The sequence below is a fragment of the Desulfohalovibrio reitneri genome (assembly GCF_000711295.1).
Classification (GTDB): domain Bacteria; phylum Desulfobacterota; class Desulfovibrionia; order Desulfovibrionales; family Desulfovibrionaceae; genus Desulfohalovibrio; species Desulfohalovibrio reitneri.
In genome coordinates this window covers 574,677-591,067 of record NZ_JOMJ01000004.1, presented here as the reverse complement: position 1 = coordinate 591,067, position 16,391 = coordinate 574,677, and the positions used below count along the sequence as shown (strand labels likewise).

Genomic DNA, 16,391 nt, shown 5'->3' with positions numbered 1-16,391 from the left:
CGTTAGTTCACGCGCTGGGTCATGTACCGGGCCAAGCGGCCCAGGAAGGCGGCATCGTCGCCCGGGAAGCCCTCGCATATCCCGGCCGCCTTGTCCACGTAGGTCTGGGCCAGCTTGCGGCTTTCCTCCAGACCCAGCAAGCGCGGATAGGTGTGCTTGTCCTTGCCCTCGTCGCTGCCCACGGGTTTGCCCAGCTCGGCCTCGTCGCCCACCACGTCCAGCACGTCGTCAACGATCTGGAAGGCCGCGCCCATGAGCACGCCATACTCGCGGGCCTTGGCCCGGCCCTGCGCGTCCGCCCCGCCCAGCACCGCCCCGGCCTCGCAGGCCACGCGGATGAGCGCCCCGGTCTTGCGGGCGTGCATGCCCTTGAGTTCGGCCAGATCCACCTTGGGTTTGCCGGTGTACTCCATGTCCAGGGCCTGTCCGCCCACCATGCCCTCGGCCCCGGCGGCCAGGGCCAGCAGGCTCACCGCGGGCAGCACCCGCTCGGCTGGCAGGGGCACGGAGGAAGCCAGGGTGAAGGCCTCGGTGAGCAGGCCGTCACCGGCCAGGATGGCCAGGGCCTCGCCGTGCGCCTTGTGGTTGGAGGGCTTGCCGCGCCGCAGGTCGTCGTCGTCCATGGCGGGCAGGTCGTCGTGCACCAGGGAATAGGTGTGGATGTACTCCAGGGAGGAGGCAAAGGGCATGACCCGCTCCTCGGGCTCGCCGAAAATTCCGGACCAGCAGAGGCAGAGCACCGGCCGCAGCCGCTTGCCCCCGGCCAGCAGGCTGTATTCCATGGCCCGCCGCAGCTTGGGCGGCACGTCCCTGCCGTCCAGGCTGCCCGACAGATAGTCGTGCACCCGGCCGGCCCGGGCCAACAGTTCATCCTTGACCGGCATCAAGCTCCTCCTGTTCCGCTTCCCGCAGCTTGCCGTCCTGGAAGACGCGCACCTCGTGCCGCGCCTTCTCCAGCCGGGCGCGGCAATCCGTGGCCAGGGACAGCCCCTCCTTGTACAGGGCCACCCCCTCCTCCAGGCTGGTCTCGCCCTTCTCCAGGGCTTCCACGATCTTTTCCAGCCGCTCCAGCCCTTCCTCGAAGGATCGCGGCGCTTCCTTGCCGTTCACGTTGTCGCTCAAGATTCCTCCTCCGAGGCCAGGGCGGCGAAATCCTTCTTGAACAGGGACGATGGGTCCACGCTCTGTCCTGCCAGGCTCAGGCCGAAGTGCAGATGCGGCCCCGTAACCCGGCCGCTGGAGCCAATCTCGCCCACCGGCTCACCGGCGGAGACGAGCTGCCCTTCGCGCACGCCGATCTGCGAGAGGTGGAAATACATGCTGACCACACCCTGGCCGTGGTCCAGGTAGACGCTGCGCCCGGCGAAATAATGGTCGCCCGCGAGGATGACCTTGCCAGAGGCCGCGGCTTTGACAGGCGTGCCGCGCGCGCCCCGCAGGTCCAGCCCCCGGTGGGGGGAGCGGGGCTGGTCGTTGAAGAAGCGGCGTAGTCCGTAAACGCTGGACACCGAGCCGTCCACCGGCCGCACCAGGGGCAAGCGCCACATGCGGGTGGGGCTGATCGTGTTCAGCGCCTTCTTCACTTGCCGTGATTCGCTTCGGATGCGCGCCAGCGTCTCCTCTGGAGGCGTAACCATGGATTTCTTCACCGTCAGCCGCTGTTCCGGGTAATGTTTGCCCCGAACAGCCACCGCCGCCTCGGCTCGCACACGCCGACCGTCCACCAGGGCCTCCACGGCCAGGGTCTTGTCACCGGGCTCGCTGCACTTCACATCCGTACCAAGTAAAGCGAAAGCGGACCAACCGCCCCCCTTCCGATCAGCCTCGGCGGGCACGTCCTTGTCCAGCCAGAAAAACCGCACCGCCTCCATGCGCTCGGCCGATACGGCGCGGACGGCGAACGGCTCGCCGTGTCCCACCTCTCCGGGGACCTCCAGCCGCAGAGCACCGGACCAGGCCGCGTGGGGGACGAGGCAGACCAGCAGAAAAACCAAGCAGGCCAAGGCCCGCGACATGGCGCAATTCATTCCTCACCTCGCGTAACAATTGCCCGAACATGCCCGTCACGAACCCGGATGTCCAGGCCGTCCCCCTGGGCCACCTCGTCCGGCGAACGCAGAAACGCGCCGGTGTCCTCCCTGCGCACCAGGGCGAAGCCGCGTTGCAGCGGGGCCTCTGGACTGGCCGCCCGCAGTCGCACAGCCAAGTTCTCCAGCCGCCGCTCCCCGCGCCGCAGGTGCGCCTCCCCGGCGGACTCCAGCCGACGCGCCAGGGTGTCCAGCCGCTCATTCCTGGCTCGCAGCGCGGGCGGGCCGAAAGCGCGCGCCAGTCTCTCCGACGCGGCCTCAAGCCGCCCCCCGGCCCGTTCGGTCCGGCGGTCCCAGGCCGCCCGCAGACCTCGCTCCAGAGCGGCCAGCCGCTCCAGGGAGCGCTCCACGCCCTGCGCCGGGGAAAGCCAGCGCAGGCCCCGGATCAGCGTTTCCAACCGCTCCGCCTTGGCGCGCTCCAGCCGGTTCCAGGTCGTGACCAGGGCAGTCTCCCGTTCGTCCAGCCGTTGGGCCAGCTCCCGCCGCTCGGGCCACAGAAGCTGGGCCGCGTGGGACGGGGTGGAGGCGCGCACGTCCGCGGTGAGGTCGGCTATGGTCAGGTCTATCTCGTGCCCCACCCCGCTGACCACGGGCAGGGGACAGGCGAATACCGCGTCGGCCACCTCGCGCGTGTTGAAGGCCCACAGGTCCTCCAGGGATCCGCCGCCGCGCGTCACAACCACCACCTGGGCCCAGTCCTGCTCCACCACCTCGCGCAGGGCACGGGCCACGGAGGCTGGAGAGGAGTCCCCCTGCACCAGGGCGGGGTGGATGCGTATCTCCGCGCCCGTGCCCCGGACCGAGGCCAGCTTGAGAAAATCGCGCAGGGCCGCCCCGCCCAGGGACGTGACCACGGCCACCCGCGCGGGGTCGGGTGGCGGCCGCATCTTGCGCGACTCCTCGAAATACCCCTCCGCCGCCAGTTCCCGCTTCAGGGCTTCGAAGGCCGCGGCCAGTTCGCCCGCGCCGTGCGGCTGCACCAGTTCGGCCACCAGTTGATAGCTGCCGCGCGCGGAGTAGACGGTCAGCCGCCCGGCGCAGAGCACCTCCATGCCGTCGGCCAGGTCCGGGCAGCCCTCTTCGGCCACCTCGCCGGTGAGGGGATGCGCCTCGCCGGGGCCGCATTGGTTGGCACGGAACCAGGCAACCGGCAGCACGCCGCGGCCGTCGCCAAGGGAAAAATAGACGTGGCCCGAGGCCGGGCGCGCCAGGTTGGACACCTCACCTCGCACCCAGACGAAGGGGAAGGCGGCCTCCACGTTGTCGCGCAGGGCCTCGGTGAGTTCGCTGACGCCGAATACGTGCGGCATGGCCTCAGGGACGGAGCATGACCCGGGCGATGACCCGAATGAGGTCTTTGGAGTCGAAGGGTTTGGAGACGTAGTCGTTCATGCCCGCTTCCATGAATTCCTCGCGGTCGCCCTTCATGGCGTAGGCCGTCAGGGCAACCACCGGAAAATCGCTCGGCACGCCGGCCTCGCCGCTTCGAATAGCGCGGGTGGCGGTGACGCCGTCCATGTGCGGCATCTGGATATCCATGAGGGCCAGGTCGAAGGACTCCCCGGACAGGGCCTCAAGGGCCTCGTGGCCGTTCTCCACGCAGACGACCTGGTGTCCCTCCATTTCCAGGGCGCGGCGCGCGTAGGCCTGGTTGACCCGGTTGTCCTCAGCCAGGAGGATGCGCAGCGTGGGCAGAACGATGCCCCGGTTCTCCCCCCTGTCCCTGGCGGTCGACTCCTCCGGGGCGCACTCGAACCGGGCGGTGAAGGTAAAGGTCGAGCCGCAGTCCGGCTCGCTGGAAACGGTGATCTCCCCGTCCATCATCTCCACCAGCCGCTTGCTGATGGCCAGCCCCAGGCCTGTGCCCTGATGGGTGCGGGTTCGGGCCGGCTCGGCCTGGGTGAAAATGTCGAAAATGTCCGCGCGCAGGGATTCGTCCAGGCCGCAGCCGGTGTCTCGCACGGTCCATTCCAGCAGCGTGTCCCCGCCGCCGTCCATGGGATCGTTCACCGGACGCACGGAAAGCTCCACCTCCCCCGCCTCGGTGAACTTAACCGCGTTGCCCACCAGGTTGATGAGCACCTGCCGCAGCCGCACCGGGTCCCCGTACAGGAACTGCGGGGCCTCCATGGACTTGACGTAGCGCAGGGCCACTCCCTTGGACTTGGCCTCGATGGAGAAAAGCCGCACCGTGGAGTTGAGCACCTGGTCCAGGTCGAACCGTTCCTTGACCAGCTCCAGCCGCCCGGCCTCGATCTTGGTGATGTCGAGGATGTCGTTGATGATGGACAGGAGGTTCTGGCCGGAGTCGCGGCTCATGCGCAGGTTCTCCCGCGCCTCCTTGGGAAGGTCCTGCCCCAGGGTCAGCCCGATGAGTCCGAGGATGCCGTTGAGGGGGGTGCGCATCTCGTGGCTCATGTTGGCCAAGAACCGGCTCTTGGACTTGGAGGCGTCCTCGGCCATCCTCCTGGCCTCGTTCAGTTCGCGCTCCAGCTCCTTGCGCTCGGTGATGTCGCGTAGCACGCCGAACACGCCGGGCTCGCCGGTACAGGCCAACACACGCCGTCCCATGGCCAGCCCAACGCGCTCCTCCTCGCCGCCCCGGTAGAAACGCACCTCGCGCTCCAAAGGCGCGTCGTCAAACATGGCCCTGGAGAGATCGTCCATGAGGGCCTGGCGGTCCTGGGGGTGAATACGCTTCTGAAAGGCCTCGCCCGCTTCCCGGCCGAACAGCGGCCCCCGGATGCCCAGCAGGTTCATCAATCCCTCGGACAGGTAATCCATGGAGCCCTGTCCGTCGCACTCCCAGAAGCCTTCGCCCGCCAACTCCTGAGCACGGCGAAAGCGGGCGGAAAAACAGTCCGGCTCCGGGGAGTCCATGCCTCCGCCTTCGAAATGCAGCAGGCACAGCGATTCGGGGGAGCCGTCTCCCGCCATGGCCGCGCCGACAACCCGGATGCCGCCGCCGTCCATCTCCAACCTCGTCTCGCGCCTGCCGCCCTCCTCCAGCACCTTTGCCACGAAGTCCCGCAGCCGCCGGGCAAACCCCGTGGCTGACACCAGACAGCAGGCTCCACCGGGAACATCCACCAGGCCCAGCAACCCCGCCGCCTTGGCGTTGACCCGACGCAGCGCGCCGGAGGCGTCCATGGCCGCCAGCGGGGTGGGAGCCTGGTCGAAGAAGGCGGGTTCCGGCAGCGGGCCCTGGGGGTCGGTCATCCAAGCTCTCCGTCCGGCGAAAGGCCCCAGCCCGTCCAGACCTCGCGGCGGTAGGCGTGAAGGGCCTCGGCGAAACCGTCCAGCGGCAGTTCGGACTTCTCGCCTGTTCGGCGGTCCTTGGCCTCCACCACGCCACGGGCCAGCCCCTTGCCGCCCACAATGAGCTGGAAAGGCATGCCCATGAGGTCGGCGTCCTTGAACTTCACCCCGGGCCGCTCGTCGCGGTCGTCCCACAGGGTCTCGATGCCCAGGCTTTCAAGCTGGTCGTGCAGCTCGGCCGCTTTTTCGTCCACGGCCGGGTCCTTGCCGCCCAGGGAGATGACCGCCGCTTCGAACGGTGCGATGGCCGGGGGGAAGATGATGCCAGCGTCGTCGTGGTTCTGCTCGATGGCCGAGGCCACGATGCGCGACACGCCGATGCCGTAGCAGCCCATGACCAGGAGTTTCTCCTTGCCGTTTTCGTCCAGGTAGGTGGCCTCCATGGCCTTGGAGTATTTCTCGCCCAGCTTGAAGACGTGGCCCACCTCGATGCCCCTGGCCAGGGTCATCTTTGTCCGGCAGCGGGGGCAGGCGTCGCCCTCCACCACCTGGCGCAGGTCAAGCCACTCGGTAACGCCCACGTCGCGCGGCAGGTCCACGTTCTTGAGGTGGGCGTCGGCCTCGTTGGCCCCGACAACCCAGCCGGTGTCGCCGCACAGCTCCACATCGGCCACGATGCGGTCCACCTTCAGGCCCACCGGTCCGGCGAATCCCACCGGCGCGCCGGACCAGGCCTTCACCTTGTCCGCGTCGGCCATGCGCGCGTCCTGGGCGTTGAGGGCGTTCTTCAGCTTGATCTCCTCCAGGTCGCGGTCGCCGCGCACCAGCGCGGCCACGCTGGCGCCGTCTACCTCGAAAAGCAGCGTCTTGACCACCTTGGAGGGCGGCACGTCCATCATCCTGGCCACCTCGGCCACGGTGTGCGCCCCGGGGGTCTCCACCCGCTCGGGCTCGGCGCAGGTCTCGTCGCACTGGGACAGGGAGCAGACCGCCTGGGCCTTCTCCAGGTTGGCGGCGTACTCGCAGGCCGTGCAGGCCGCCACCACGTCCTCACCCGTGGCCGCTGTGACCATGAACTCGTGGGAGTGGCTGCCGCCGATGGCGCCGGAGTCCGCTTCCACCGACTTGAAGCGCAGACCCAGCCGGCGGAAAATGCGCACGTAGGCGTCGAACATGGTCTGGTAGGACTCCTGCGCCCCCTCGTCGTCGCGGTCGAAGGAGTAGGCGTCCTTCATGACGAACTCCCGGCAGCGCATGAGGCCGAAGCGGGGCCGGATCTCGTCGCGGAACTTGGTCTGGATCTGGTAGAGGTTCAGCGGCAGCTGCCGGTAGGAGCGCACCTCGCCGCGCACCAGATCGGTGATGACCTCCTCGTGGGTGGGGCCCAGGCAGAAGTCGGCGTCCTTGCGGTCGGTGAAGCGGAGCAGTTCGCGGCCGTAAAGGGTCCAGCGGCCGGTCTCCTTCCACAGGTCGCCGGGCTGCACCATGGGCAGCAGCAACTCCTGCGCCCCGGCGCGGTTCATCTCCTCGCGCACCACGTCGGCCACGTTGTTCAGGGCGCGCAGGCCCAGGGGCAGGAAGGTGTAGATGCCGCTGGTCAGCTGGCGGATGTAGCCCGCCCGGGAGAGCAGCTTGTGGCTGACCACCTCGGCGTCGCGGGGCGCCTCCTTGAGGGTGGGGGCGTAGAGTCGGGAAAAGCGCATTCAGGTTCCTCGCAGTTCGTTCAGATAGCGGTCGAGCTCCTCCATGAAACCGGACACCACGTCGCCGCGCAGGGTGCGTGTCACCTCGCCCTTGCGGAAGACAACGGCCTTGTCGCGGCCCCCGGCCACGCCGATGTCCGCTTCGCGGGCCTCGCCGGGTCCGTTGACCACGCAGCCCATGACGGCCACGGTGAAAATCTCCTCCACGTCCTTGAGCCGCCGCTCCACCTCCTCGGCCAGGCCGATGAGGTCGATCTCGGTGCGGCCGCAGGTGGGGCAGGAGACGATTTCCGGGCCGCGGGCGCGGATGTCCAGGGAGCGCAGAATCTCCCAGGCCACCACCATCTCCGCGGTGGGTTCATGGGTCAGGGAGACGCGCAGGGTGTCGCCGATGCCCTCGGCCAGCAGCACCCCCAGCCCCACCGACGACTTGACCGCGCCGCGCACCAGTGTGCCCGCCTCGGTGACGCCGATGTGCAGGGGGTAGTCGGCCCGGTCGGCCATGCGTCGGTAAGCCTGGATGGTGTCCGTCACGGAGGAGGACTTCAGGGAAATTTTGATCTGGTCGAAGCCGCGCCGTTCCAGCATGGCCACGTGGCTGAGGGCGCTCTCCACCATGGCCTCGGGCGTGGGGCCGCCGAAGCGGGCCAGCAGATCCTTTTCCACCGAGCCGGAGTTGACCCCGATGCGGATGGGCAGGCCGCGCTTCTTGGCCGCGTCCACCACGGCGTCCACCTTGTCCGCTCCGCCGATGTTGCCGGGGTTGATGCGCAGGCCGGCCATGCCCGCCTCGGCAGAGGCCAGGGCAAGGCGGTGGTCAAAGTGGATGTCCGCCACCAGGGGCACTGGCGACTCGGCCACGATGGCCGGCAGAGCCCGCGCCGCGCGGTCGTCCGGCACGGCCAAGCGCACTATCTCGCACCCGGCCGCGGCCAGATCGCGCACCTGGGCCAGGGTGGCCTCGGTGTCACGGGTGTCCGTGGTGCACATGGACTGCACGCGGATGGGCTGTCCGCCGCCTATGACGTAGGGTCCCAGGCGCACCGGACGAGTGGCCCGCCGTTCGGGCGCTTGGCTTGCAGCGCGGGATGCCATGGATTCTCACACCTCTCGAATGGAAAAGAGGCAGACTAGTCCAAAACCGGCCGCAAGCCAAGCCCTGTGGGTACTCGCCCGAGGCCGGAGGCGGCGGACCGGTTGGCGCGGGGCCCCATCCCGGAGGGGCTTCCCTTGCACAAGTGCGGAAATGCTGCCGTCCATCTTGGCGCGGCGTTCGGAGTATGCTACGCGTTGCCGAATGCCCGATTCCCCGCAATCCCATGGAGTAACCATGCACGAGGACATGCTCCGCCTGCTTCGGGCCAAGGACATCGGGGTCCTGGCCACGGCCTCGGAGAACGCACCCCACTGCTCGCTCATGGCCTACGCCGCCTCGGAGGACGGCGGGCGCATCTACATGCTCACCTCACGCAGCACCAAGAAATACCGCAATTGTCGCCGCAACGCCCACGTCAGCCTGCTGGTGGACAACCGCGAGGACGGCCTTCCCCGCGAGGAGACCATGGCCCTGACCCTGGAAGGCGATTGCCGCCCGGTGTCCCGAGAAAGGTGCGAACAACTGAAACAGGAGATTCTGGCCCGCCACCCGCAACTTGAAAAGCTGGCCTCCCATCCCGACTCGGACGTGCTGGAAATGGAGGTGCATACCGCCCAGCTTTTGCGCGGGGCCACAGACTCCCGTTTCGAACGGCTGCGATGAAAAATCCGCAAAAAGCCCTTGACGGCCAGGGGGTGAAGCTGTAGTTCTCCACTCCTCGCTACGCGCCCGTAGCTCAGCTGGATAGAGTACCGGACTACGAATCCGTTGGTCGGAGGTTCGAATCCTCCCGGGCGCGCCACGAATTTCAAGGGGTTAGGCCATATTGGCTTGGCCCCTTTTTCTTGCTTCATGTTCTCCCCGCTATGACGGCAGAAGCTCTCCAATCGCTTCCATCGGCACGTTATCAAATCCCGTAACCATCGCCGGAAGATCATCACATCTCCGGTAATTCATACGAATTACTTCTCAAAAAAGATAAACGGCCCCTCCCCCCTTTTCTTGTTCGTTGGATGCATGGGCTTCGATTTCATTGCACAATTCCTGACGGTGTCAGGAAAGGACTGGTTTCGTCTCGTCCTCAGCGAATCCTTCGCTTTCCCCGCCCTGGCGGGACGGATACTCCGGGAGTTTGCAGCTTTCAAAGGCGATGCGGACCAGCCCTGCTCCGGCCCGTTCGTACATGTTGAAGGCGGAGCAAACGCCAATTCTCGAGAGCTCCTCCACCTCCTCCTGGTAATGCGCTATGGCCGCTATGCGGCACTCTATCTCATAGTTTAGAAGTTGGCGCGCGGCGAACATGTTGCCTTGATGTTTGGGCATGGCCAGTATCACAATTTCGAGATTCAAGTCTTTCCGCAGCTTCAACCAGAAATCAGTATCACAGGCGTCTCCCAGCAAGACGTTGCGGCCTTGGGCGCGGTTCGAGTCAACGCGGCTGGGATTATGCTCCACGCCGCAAATGTCGTCTTCACTGTATGTTTTAAGCAATTCGTCGTAAGCGCCCATGCCGATACGCCCCATTCCGATTACCATCGCCCTCACTGAACCAGGATCGATGGGGGCATCAAGCGGATGACAGGTTTTGCGCTCGAACTTGCACAGCCAGCCTTGCATCAACCTGTAAACATGCTCGGCATGCATGCTTAACGGGGCGGAGAGCGCGAAGCTAATGCTTACCGCCATGGCGGCGATCATCAGCCATTCGCTAGAAAGCAATCCCTGCCCCACTGCTATGGCAGCCACGATAAGGCCGAATTCCGAATAATTAGTGAGCGTCAGGGAGGCAAAAAGATTGGTGCGCGCTCGCAGCCCAAACAGTGAAATCACAAAATAATAGATTCCCGTCTTGAAGGGCAGCAGCAAGCACAACAGGAACGCGGCCAGCAGCATTTCCATTGTGGGGAGGCCGGTCATGCCGATGGAAAGGAAAAAGCCAACCAGCATTAATTCCTTGAAACTGAAGAGGGCGTAGGAAAGCTCAGAGGCGCGATGATACCCCGCCAGTAGCACTCCAACCACCAACGCGCCCAGGTCCGCTTTCATCCCAACAAGCGAAAAGAGTTCCGCGCCCAATCCCAAAGCGATAAACAGTCCGCTCAAGACAAATAGTTCGCCGTGGCCGGCCAAGTCCAGCAAGCGATACAGCACCGGCCTGACGAGCGGCAGGCCGATCAGTCCGAGGGCCCAGATACTGGGAATCTTCCCCGCAGTAAGGCTGAGGAACAAGACCGCGAATAGATCCTGCATAATCAGAAGGCCGATGGCTATCCGTCCATACAGGGCGGACATATCGCCTTTGTCCTCCAAAACCTTCACCGCGAATACCGTGCTGGAGAAAGAAAACGCGAACGACAGAAGAAGAATCGTCCCCATTGAAACGTCCAGCAACGAAGCGCCGAAGGCTTCCCGCACAAGCAAAAAAGCACCGCACATAAAAGCGATGGAAAAGAGCATCTGGGTTGTTGCGCCGGACCATATTTCCGCTTTCAACAACCCGCGCACGTCCAGCTTTAGTCCAATTGAAAAAAGCAGCAGCGTAATGCCCAAATTCGCTATGGTGTCCAGGCCAGCCGGCGGCGCAAGCCCGGCCATATTGTAGGCGAAACCGGCGATCAAGAAGCCCACCATGGGAGGCAACCCGATTCGCGCCAAAGCAAGACCGAACCCGAAAGCGAAACTGACCAGAATAACAAGCATCGATTCTCTCTGAAAAAACGTGATGAAGCCGGCTTCACATTCCAAGTGGACGGACACCAAGTCCGTCTTAGTAATCCTCCTGGTCTTGTCCGCCTTTTCTAAAGGAGGGGCTCCCAGGAGAGATTCGTTCCCACCAAGAGACTTCCGCGTTGTTACAGGGGCGAATGCCGCCGCAGCGGAAGAGGCGTGGTGATGGGAACATAGATTTGATTAGTCGGCCCTGAAAAACATCTATGACACTGAAAAGAATTAACAAAGTGTAGCATTCAATGTATCATTCTCGACCAGGAACTGTAGTGATTCTGCAAGAAACCGGTCGCGCCGTCACCGGTTCGGGAGTGATGATGAAGGCCAAGCCAGCCAAAAGCGATCAGGGCAATTTCCTCTACGAGGACCTCATCGATCAGCTCAATCCCAAGGACCCGCTGCTCAAGCTTGCAGCGAACATCCCCTGGGAAAGGTTCGAGCAGGAGTTTTCTAGCCTCTATAGTGAGTATGGTCGTCCAGCAAAGCCCATCAGACTCATGGTCGGGCTCATGATCCTCAAGCAGCTTGAAAATCTGAGCGACGAGCGTGTCATTGAGGCTTGGGTCCGGAACCCCTACTATCAGGCCTTCTGCGGTGAGACGCATTTCCGGTGGAGGCTTCCTTGTGACCCCACGGACTTGGTTTATTTCCGCAAACGCATCGGCGAGGGTGGGGCGCGTTTGATCTTCGAGGTCTCGGTGGGTCTGCACGGCGACGACGCCATGGAGCGGGAGATCGCCGTGGACACCACGGTCCAGGAGAAGAACATCACCTTCCCCACTGACGTGAAGCTTCTGACCAAGGTCATCAAGCGATGCAGGGCCATCGCCGAGTTCGAAGGAATCAGCTTGCGCCGCAGTTTCCGCCGTGAATTGCCAGGCCTCCTGCGCCAGCGATTCAAGAGTCGCAAGATCATCAAACGCATTCGGACCATGGCTGGCGTCCTGATCCGCGAACTTGAGCGCAAACTGCCCAGGGATTCGTTGGCCAGGCACAGGGAAGCTATGCAGCTCTTCCGCCGGGTCCATGACCAGAAACGTACCGACAAGAACAAGATCTACAGCCTGCACGAACCGGACGTGCTTTGCATCGGCAAGGGCAAAGAGCACAAAAAGTACGAGTTCGGACGCAAGGCCTCCATCGCCTGGACCAAGACCACCGGTGTGATCGTAGGAGCCATGTCCTTCAAGGAGAACGTTTTCGACGGTCACACCCTGCCGGATGTTCTGGAGCAAGTTTCGCAAATCACGGAATCCTGCCCCGAGGCGGCCATCTGTGACCGGGGTTACAGGGGGCGCAAAAAAGTCGGTGACACGAGCATTCTGATTCCGGGCCGGCCGAAGAAAAGCGACACGCCCTACCAGAGACGAAAGGCCAGGCAACGTTTTCGCAGACGCGCTGGCATCGAGCCGGTGATCGGACATCTCAAACACGACTTCCGCATGGCCAAAAACTTCCTGAAAGGGGCCCTCGGTGATGCGATCAACCTGCTGATGGCCGCAGCCGCGTTCAACTTCAAGAAGTGGATGCGGGGACTGAAGCACTTTTTGTCTCTTTTCGCCCCTTGGCTCTGCTTCGGAACCTGGAGTCGGGGCAGACTAAAGTACGCCTGATTCAATCTGAAAGGCCTTTTTCAGGACCGACTGATTAAACAACTCCCTTATCAAGGGCAAGTTGTCCGTGCCAGGAAGGAGCAACGGCCAGGGTCGACAGCCCAGGGAAAAATAGAGATCAAGACATCCTGACAGGTCAGGCCATGTTGCGGCCTGCTCAGTGTGGCTGTGTTAATTGTACCAACTAGTTAGGTGTGTGCTAGCCAAATCCAATGCCAACTCTTGTTTACCAGTAATTCGGTCCAATTTTCTCATCTCCGCTATCGCGTCACCCCCAATTCCACCCGGGGCTTGGACACGCCGTCCTCTTCGGGTTCGGCGAGGTGGTTTTCCTCGCGGACGAAGACGCGGCCTGGGTCGATACCCTTGGTCTTGGTCAGGTAATCGCGGGCGGCGGCGCTTCTGGACTTGGCCAGGTCGGTCAGTTCGCCCGGCTCCAGGGTGATGTGCTGCCGGATAAGCTCGCGAAGCACTTCCGGCGGACGGCCCCGGGCCTTGTCTCCGGTGGCCTTTTCGTAGGCGTCGGCCAGGTATTCGGGGTACTCGTGCTGTGTAACCGCCACTCTGGACGGGTCTCTTGGCGCGAGCAGCCCCATGTCCTCCATCTTCGCCTTCCGGACCAGCCTGTCCACCACCCTGTCCTTGAGCGCCCGCGTGTCCTCCTCGGGATCGACGTAGGCGGCCAGTTCCACGTGGATATTGGGGCGGTCGTCCATGGCCTGGGCCACGATGTCCAGCTTGCGGCGGTCGGTATCGTCCATCTCCACCGTTCCGGGGTCGAACTCCAGTATACCCATGTTATCCGGCGCGCCATCGCCGCCGAAGATGGCTCCCAGGAAAGCGAACGGCGAGGTGACGATCTTGCCGAACATGCTGCCCACGGCCCGGAAGATGATCTTGCCAAGCCGGAACTGGGGGTCGTCCAGGCGGCCTTCCACCGGCACGTTCAGGGCCAGGGTGCCCGAACTGTCCGTGAGCAGGGACATGGCCGTCTTGATGGGCACGTCCGCGGCCGTTTCCGACTCCACCTTGTCGCCAACCTCGAGCTGCTCGAAGCGGAAGCGGTTCTGCCCGGTTATGACCAGGTCGCGCACCGTGAAATCCATGTCCGCGTAGAGCTTGCCCTTGGTCAGGGGGTAGGCGATGTACTTCACGCTGTACGGCGTGAGGGGAGGCAGGGCCAGGTTTTCCAGCTTGGCCAGGAAATCGGTCTCCGCGCCCGCGCGCATGAGATTCAGCGTGCCTTCCACCGCCAAGGGCGCGCTTCCGCCCACAATCCCCGCCACCTCCACGCGCGACCGCTGCTCCGGCGAAAGGGCCAAACCGGTCAGGCTGGCGCGAAGGTCGGCCAGTTCCGTATCGAAGGCCGGGTCAACGCTGCGGTCGGTGAACCGCACGCGACCGTCGGCCAATAAGATTCTTTCGATGGACAGGGAGGCAAGGGCGCTTTCGCCCTCCTTATCCACCTCTTCGCCGTCCCCGCCGAAACCGGCCAGCACGCGGTCCACGTTGGTCCGTCCGTCCGGTCCCACGGCGTAGAGCGCGTCAAGCCCGGAAAAATCCACGTTCTGAACGCGCACGTTGAAGGGCGCGCCTTCAACCTCCACACCCGAGACGTCCAGGCTTGGGAGCGAGAGCAGTTCCCCGCCGCCCTCTCCCTCGGTCAGCAGCAGATCGGCCAAGCGCAGGCCGCCGGTGTAGCGCACCGCCGTTTCGCCGCTCCCGGTACGCAGATCGCCCGAGGCGTTCAGCGCGCCTCCCGCAATGGTCAACGGGGACTCGGGCGGCAGATACATCGACGCCTGCTTCACGGCGATTCCATTCAGGTCCAGTCGGCCCGAGATCTCTCCCCCGGCATTGGCATTGCCCTGGAAGGAGATGTCCCCGCCCTTGGCCAGCCGCGCCGCCAGCCGCAGGGGCATGGGACCGTTTTCACCCAGGCGGAAGTCAGAAAACCCGGCCTCGATGTTTTCCAGCTTGATCTCGCCGGGCCGGGGAGCGGCGCGGTCGTCCAGGCTCACTGCGGCCTCCGAGATGGCGGCCTTCTTGACCGAGACCTTCCACACCCCCCCGTCGCCTTCGGAAGCAACCTTGGTTTCATCCCGCTCCTCACTCCCCTCTCCGGTGAAGGGGGCCAGCAGATCGATGGACCCGTTCTTTTCCCTGGTCATGGCAACCCTGGCTTTCTCCAGGGAGACGGAATCCACCTCCACGACGCGGTCCGTGGGGTCCACGGTCCCCCCCGTCAACCGCAGTTCGGGGACTTCAACCTGCGGCTGTTCCGCCCCCTTCGTCGCCAGGGCCACCCCGCCAAGCGTCAGGTCGAAGGACTCGACGCGGAACTCCCCGGCCCGGCCCTTGGGCACCAGGAAATCGAGGCTTCCGTCCAGCATACTGGAGCGCAGCTCCAGAGGCAGGGCGTCGCGGAAGTAGGCCTTGAAATCCGTGGGCCGTATTCCCCGCAGCCCCACAGTGCCACGGGCTTGCAGCGGCAGCACGCCGAAGGTGGCGTTGACGGATACGAGGCCTCCCTCCGCCGCTCCCATGGAAACGGACAGGCGGGCGGGCTCCTCGTCGCCGGTGTTCACGCCCTCGGCCGTCACCGACAGCGGGGCCAGGGTGTACTCGTAGCCGCCGGGCACCACCCTGTCCCGGAAACGCACGCGCCCGTCGCTGACGGTCAGCCGATCCGTCTCCAAATGGATGGCGGCTTCGGTTTCCTCTTCCACCGTGTCCACCGCCTCCTCCGCGATTTCCTCCGCTTCCGTGTCCGGCGGGACAACCGGCAGGTAGCGGCTCCAGTCCAGCCCGCCGTCCTCCAGGCGCGTCACGGAGAGGTACGGAGCGCTGAGTTCCAGGCTGCTGGCCCGGATTATCCGGTCGAACACGCCGATCTCCTTGAGCCGCAGGGCAAGACGATCGAAGGCCAGAATCCGCTCGCCTTCCAGGCCGGTGAGGGCCACGTCGCGCAGGGTGTAGTCGCCGCCCACCAGCAGGCTGGGCAGGATGTCCCCGCCCTGCTCGAAGATCAGCTTGGCATCGCAGGAGAGGGTTCCTGTTTCAAGGTTCACCGTGTCGGGCAGCGGAGAGTAGGCCCAATAGTGGGTCAGGTCGGAGCCTTTAATCTTGATGTCGAACTCGGCGCGCAGGGGGTCGGCCAATGGCAGAGCACGGCCCGTCAGCGAGACCGGCGTGCCGTTGACCACGGCGTCCAGAGTTGGCTGGATTTCCCGCTGCACGTGCTCAGCCAGGGTGGAGGCGAAGGGGATGGTGAGGTTGAGCCTCTCCACGCGATGCGTCTTGCCCAGGGCGCGGTCCTCCACGGTGATGTCGCCGCCCTCGATGGCGAAGCGACGCAGAACCACGGGGAAGATTCCGCCATCACCGCCGCCCGCATCCCGATCGTCTCCGCTCTCTTCGGCTATCAGATCAGAAAGGTTGTGGCTGCCGTCCTCGTAATAAACAAAATGGACAACGGGCCGGACCAAACGCAACTCGCCGATGACCACGGCCCACTCGATGAGCGAAAAAGAGTCCAGGTCAATGCGCAGGCCGTCCAGGGACAAGAGCGCCCCGTCGCCCTCCTTTTGCAAGACGCTGACACCGTCCGCACCGAGTTCCAGGGTGAGGGGGTTGAAGGAAACCGCCCCCACTTCCACTTGGCGGCCGAGCGCCTTTTCCAGGGAGGAGTCAAGGTTGGAGCGGATGATGGAGGGCGCGACCAGAAAGCCGAAGGCCGCGTAGGCCAGGAACAGGGCCAGGAGCACGCCCGCTATCTTCCATTCCCGTCGCAGGGACTTCCATCGGCCGGAAATCCTCCCTTTCCCGCTGAACACCGCGCTCATGCCGCCCCTTGCCTGCTTGCTGTAGCGGAAATATCCATGTTCAAGATATGCGCCAAGAGGAG

General features: G+C 64.6%; 11 protein-coding genes and 1 tRNA gene. 3 read left to right on the top strand and 9 right to left on the bottom strand.

Annotated elements, in window-relative coordinates; all coding sequences use genetic code 11:
- Positions 1–2: 2 nt before the first annotated feature.
- The 7 genes from N911_RS0115325 to ispG are packed head-to-tail and all read right to left on the bottom strand — an operon-like array spanning position 3 to position 8,143.
- The gene (locus tag N911_RS0115325; RefSeq protein ID WP_029898671.1) at positions 3–884 is read right to left on the bottom strand and encodes a polyprenyl synthetase family protein; all 882 of its coding nucleotides are present in this window, start codon (positions 882–884) and stop codon (positions 3–5) included.
- Positions 868–1,122, bottom strand: a complete 255-nt coding sequence (xseB, locus tag N911_RS0115320; protein WP_237559991.1) for an exodeoxyribonuclease VII small subunit — start codon at positions 1,120–1,122, stop codon at positions 868–870. Before xseB ends, N911_RS0115325 begins: the two co-directional genes overlap by 17 nt.
- Complete coding sequence (locus N911_RS0115315; RefSeq protein WP_051694488.1) at positions 1,119–2,015, bottom strand: M23 family metallopeptidase; 897 nt, start codon at positions 2,013–2,015, stop codon at positions 1,119–1,121. Before N911_RS0115315 ends, xseB begins: the two co-directional genes overlap by 4 nt.
- 8 nt (positions 2,016–2,023) lie before the next feature.
- Positions 2,024–3,397, bottom strand: coding sequence for an exodeoxyribonuclease VII large subunit (gene xseA / locus N911_RS0115310; protein WP_029898666.1), 1,374 nt, complete (start codon positions 3,395–3,397; stop codon positions 2,024–2,026).
- A gap of 4 nt (positions 3,398–3,401) precedes the next feature.
- Entirely contained in the window at positions 3,402–5,306 is a 1,905-nt protein-coding gene (locus tag N911_RS17775; RefSeq protein WP_051694487.1) for an ATP-binding protein, read from the bottom strand.
- Positions 5,303–7,048: a proline--tRNA ligase gene (locus N911_RS0115300; protein WP_029898662.1), complete on the bottom strand. Its 1,746-nt coding sequence runs from the start codon at positions 7,046–7,048 to the stop codon at positions 5,303–5,305. The genes N911_RS17775 and N911_RS0115300 overlap by 4 nt, the downstream gene beginning before the upstream one ends.
- A complete protein-coding gene (ispG, locus tag N911_RS0115295; RefSeq protein WP_029898661.1) occupies positions 7,049–8,143 on the bottom strand; it encodes a flavodoxin-dependent (E)-4-hydroxy-3-methylbut-2-enyl-diphosphate synthase in 1,095 nt (364 codons plus the stop codon).
- A 235-nt stretch (positions 8,144–8,378) separates the two neighbouring features.
- Between ispG and N911_RS0115290 the strand changes: the two genes are divergently transcribed.
- Both N911_RS0115290 and N911_RS0115285 read left to right on the top strand, forming a co-directional pair.
- Positions 8,379–8,807: a pyridoxamine 5'-phosphate oxidase family protein gene (locus N911_RS0115290; RefSeq protein ID WP_029898659.1), complete on the top strand. Its 429-nt coding sequence runs from the start codon at positions 8,379–8,381 to the stop codon at positions 8,805–8,807.
- Positions 8,808–8,869: 62 nt separating this feature from the next.
- Positions 8,870–8,946, top strand: a tRNA-Arg gene (locus N911_RS0115285).
- Positions 8,947–9,197: 251 nt separating this feature from the next.
- Here N911_RS0115285 and N911_RS0115280 read toward each other — a convergent pair.
- A complete protein-coding gene (locus tag N911_RS0115280) occupies positions 9,198–10,844 on the bottom strand; it encodes a cation:proton antiporter family protein (RefSeq protein WP_051694546.1) in 1,647 nt (548 codons plus the stop codon).
- A gap of 344 nt (positions 10,845–11,188) precedes the next feature.
- Here N911_RS0115280 and N911_RS0115275 point away from each other — a divergent pair, with 344 nt between their 5' ends.
- A complete protein-coding gene (locus N911_RS0115275) occupies positions 11,189–12,484 on the top strand; it encodes an IS5 family transposase (RefSeq protein WP_237559856.1) in 1,296 nt (431 codons plus the stop codon).
- A 260-nt stretch (positions 12,485–12,744) separates the two neighbouring features.
- Here the strand turns inward: N911_RS0115275 and N911_RS0115270 are convergent, their stop codons facing one another.
- A complete protein-coding gene (locus tag N911_RS0115270; RefSeq protein ID WP_081859280.1) occupies positions 12,745–16,329 on the bottom strand; it encodes a DUF748 domain-containing protein in 3,585 nt (1,194 codons plus the stop codon).
- Between the last annotated feature and the right edge of the window lie 62 nt (positions 16,330–16,391).

What these genes read in the sequence shown, in the direction of transcription:
- N911_RS0115325 (WP_029898671.1), bottom strand. Translation starts at nt 884, where the DNA reads ATGCCGGTCAAGGATGAACTGTTGGCCCGGGCCGGCCGGGTGCACGAC.
- N911_RS0115315 (WP_051694488.1), bottom strand. Translation starts at nt 2,015, where the DNA reads ATGTCGCGGGCCTTGGCCTGCTTGGTTTTTCTGCTGGTCTGCCTCGTC.
- xseA (WP_029898666.1), bottom strand. Translation starts at nt 3,397, where the DNA reads ATGCCGCACGTATTCGGCGTCAGCGAACTCACCGAGGCCCTGCGCGAC.
- N911_RS17775 (WP_051694487.1), bottom strand. Translation starts at nt 5,306, where the DNA reads ATGACCGACCCCCAGGGCCCGCTGCCGGAACCCGCCTTCTTCGACCAG.
- N911_RS0115300 (WP_029898662.1), bottom strand. Translation starts at nt 7,048, where the DNA reads ATGCGCTTTTCCCGACTCTACGCCCCCACCCTCAAGGAGGCGCCCCGC.
- ispG (WP_029898661.1), bottom strand. Translation starts at nt 8,143, where the DNA reads ATGGCATCCCGCGCTGCAAGCCAAGCGCCCGAACGGCGGGCCACTCGT.
- N911_RS0115290 (WP_029898659.1), top strand. Translation starts at nt 8,379, where the DNA reads ATGCACGAGGACATGCTCCGCCTGCTTCGGGCCAAGGACATCGGGGTC.
- N911_RS0115280 (WP_051694546.1), bottom strand. Translation starts at nt 10,844, where the DNA reads ATGCTTGTTATTCTGGTCAGTTTCGCTTTCGGGTTCGGTCTTGCTTTG.
- N911_RS0115275 (WP_237559856.1), top strand. Translation starts at nt 11,189, where the DNA reads ATGAAGGCCAAGCCAGCCAAAAGCGATCAGGGCAATTTCCTCTACGAG.
- N911_RS0115270 (WP_081859280.1), bottom strand. Translation starts at nt 16,329, where the DNA reads ATGAGCGCGGTGTTCAGCGGGAAAGGGAGGATTTCCGGCCGATGGAAG.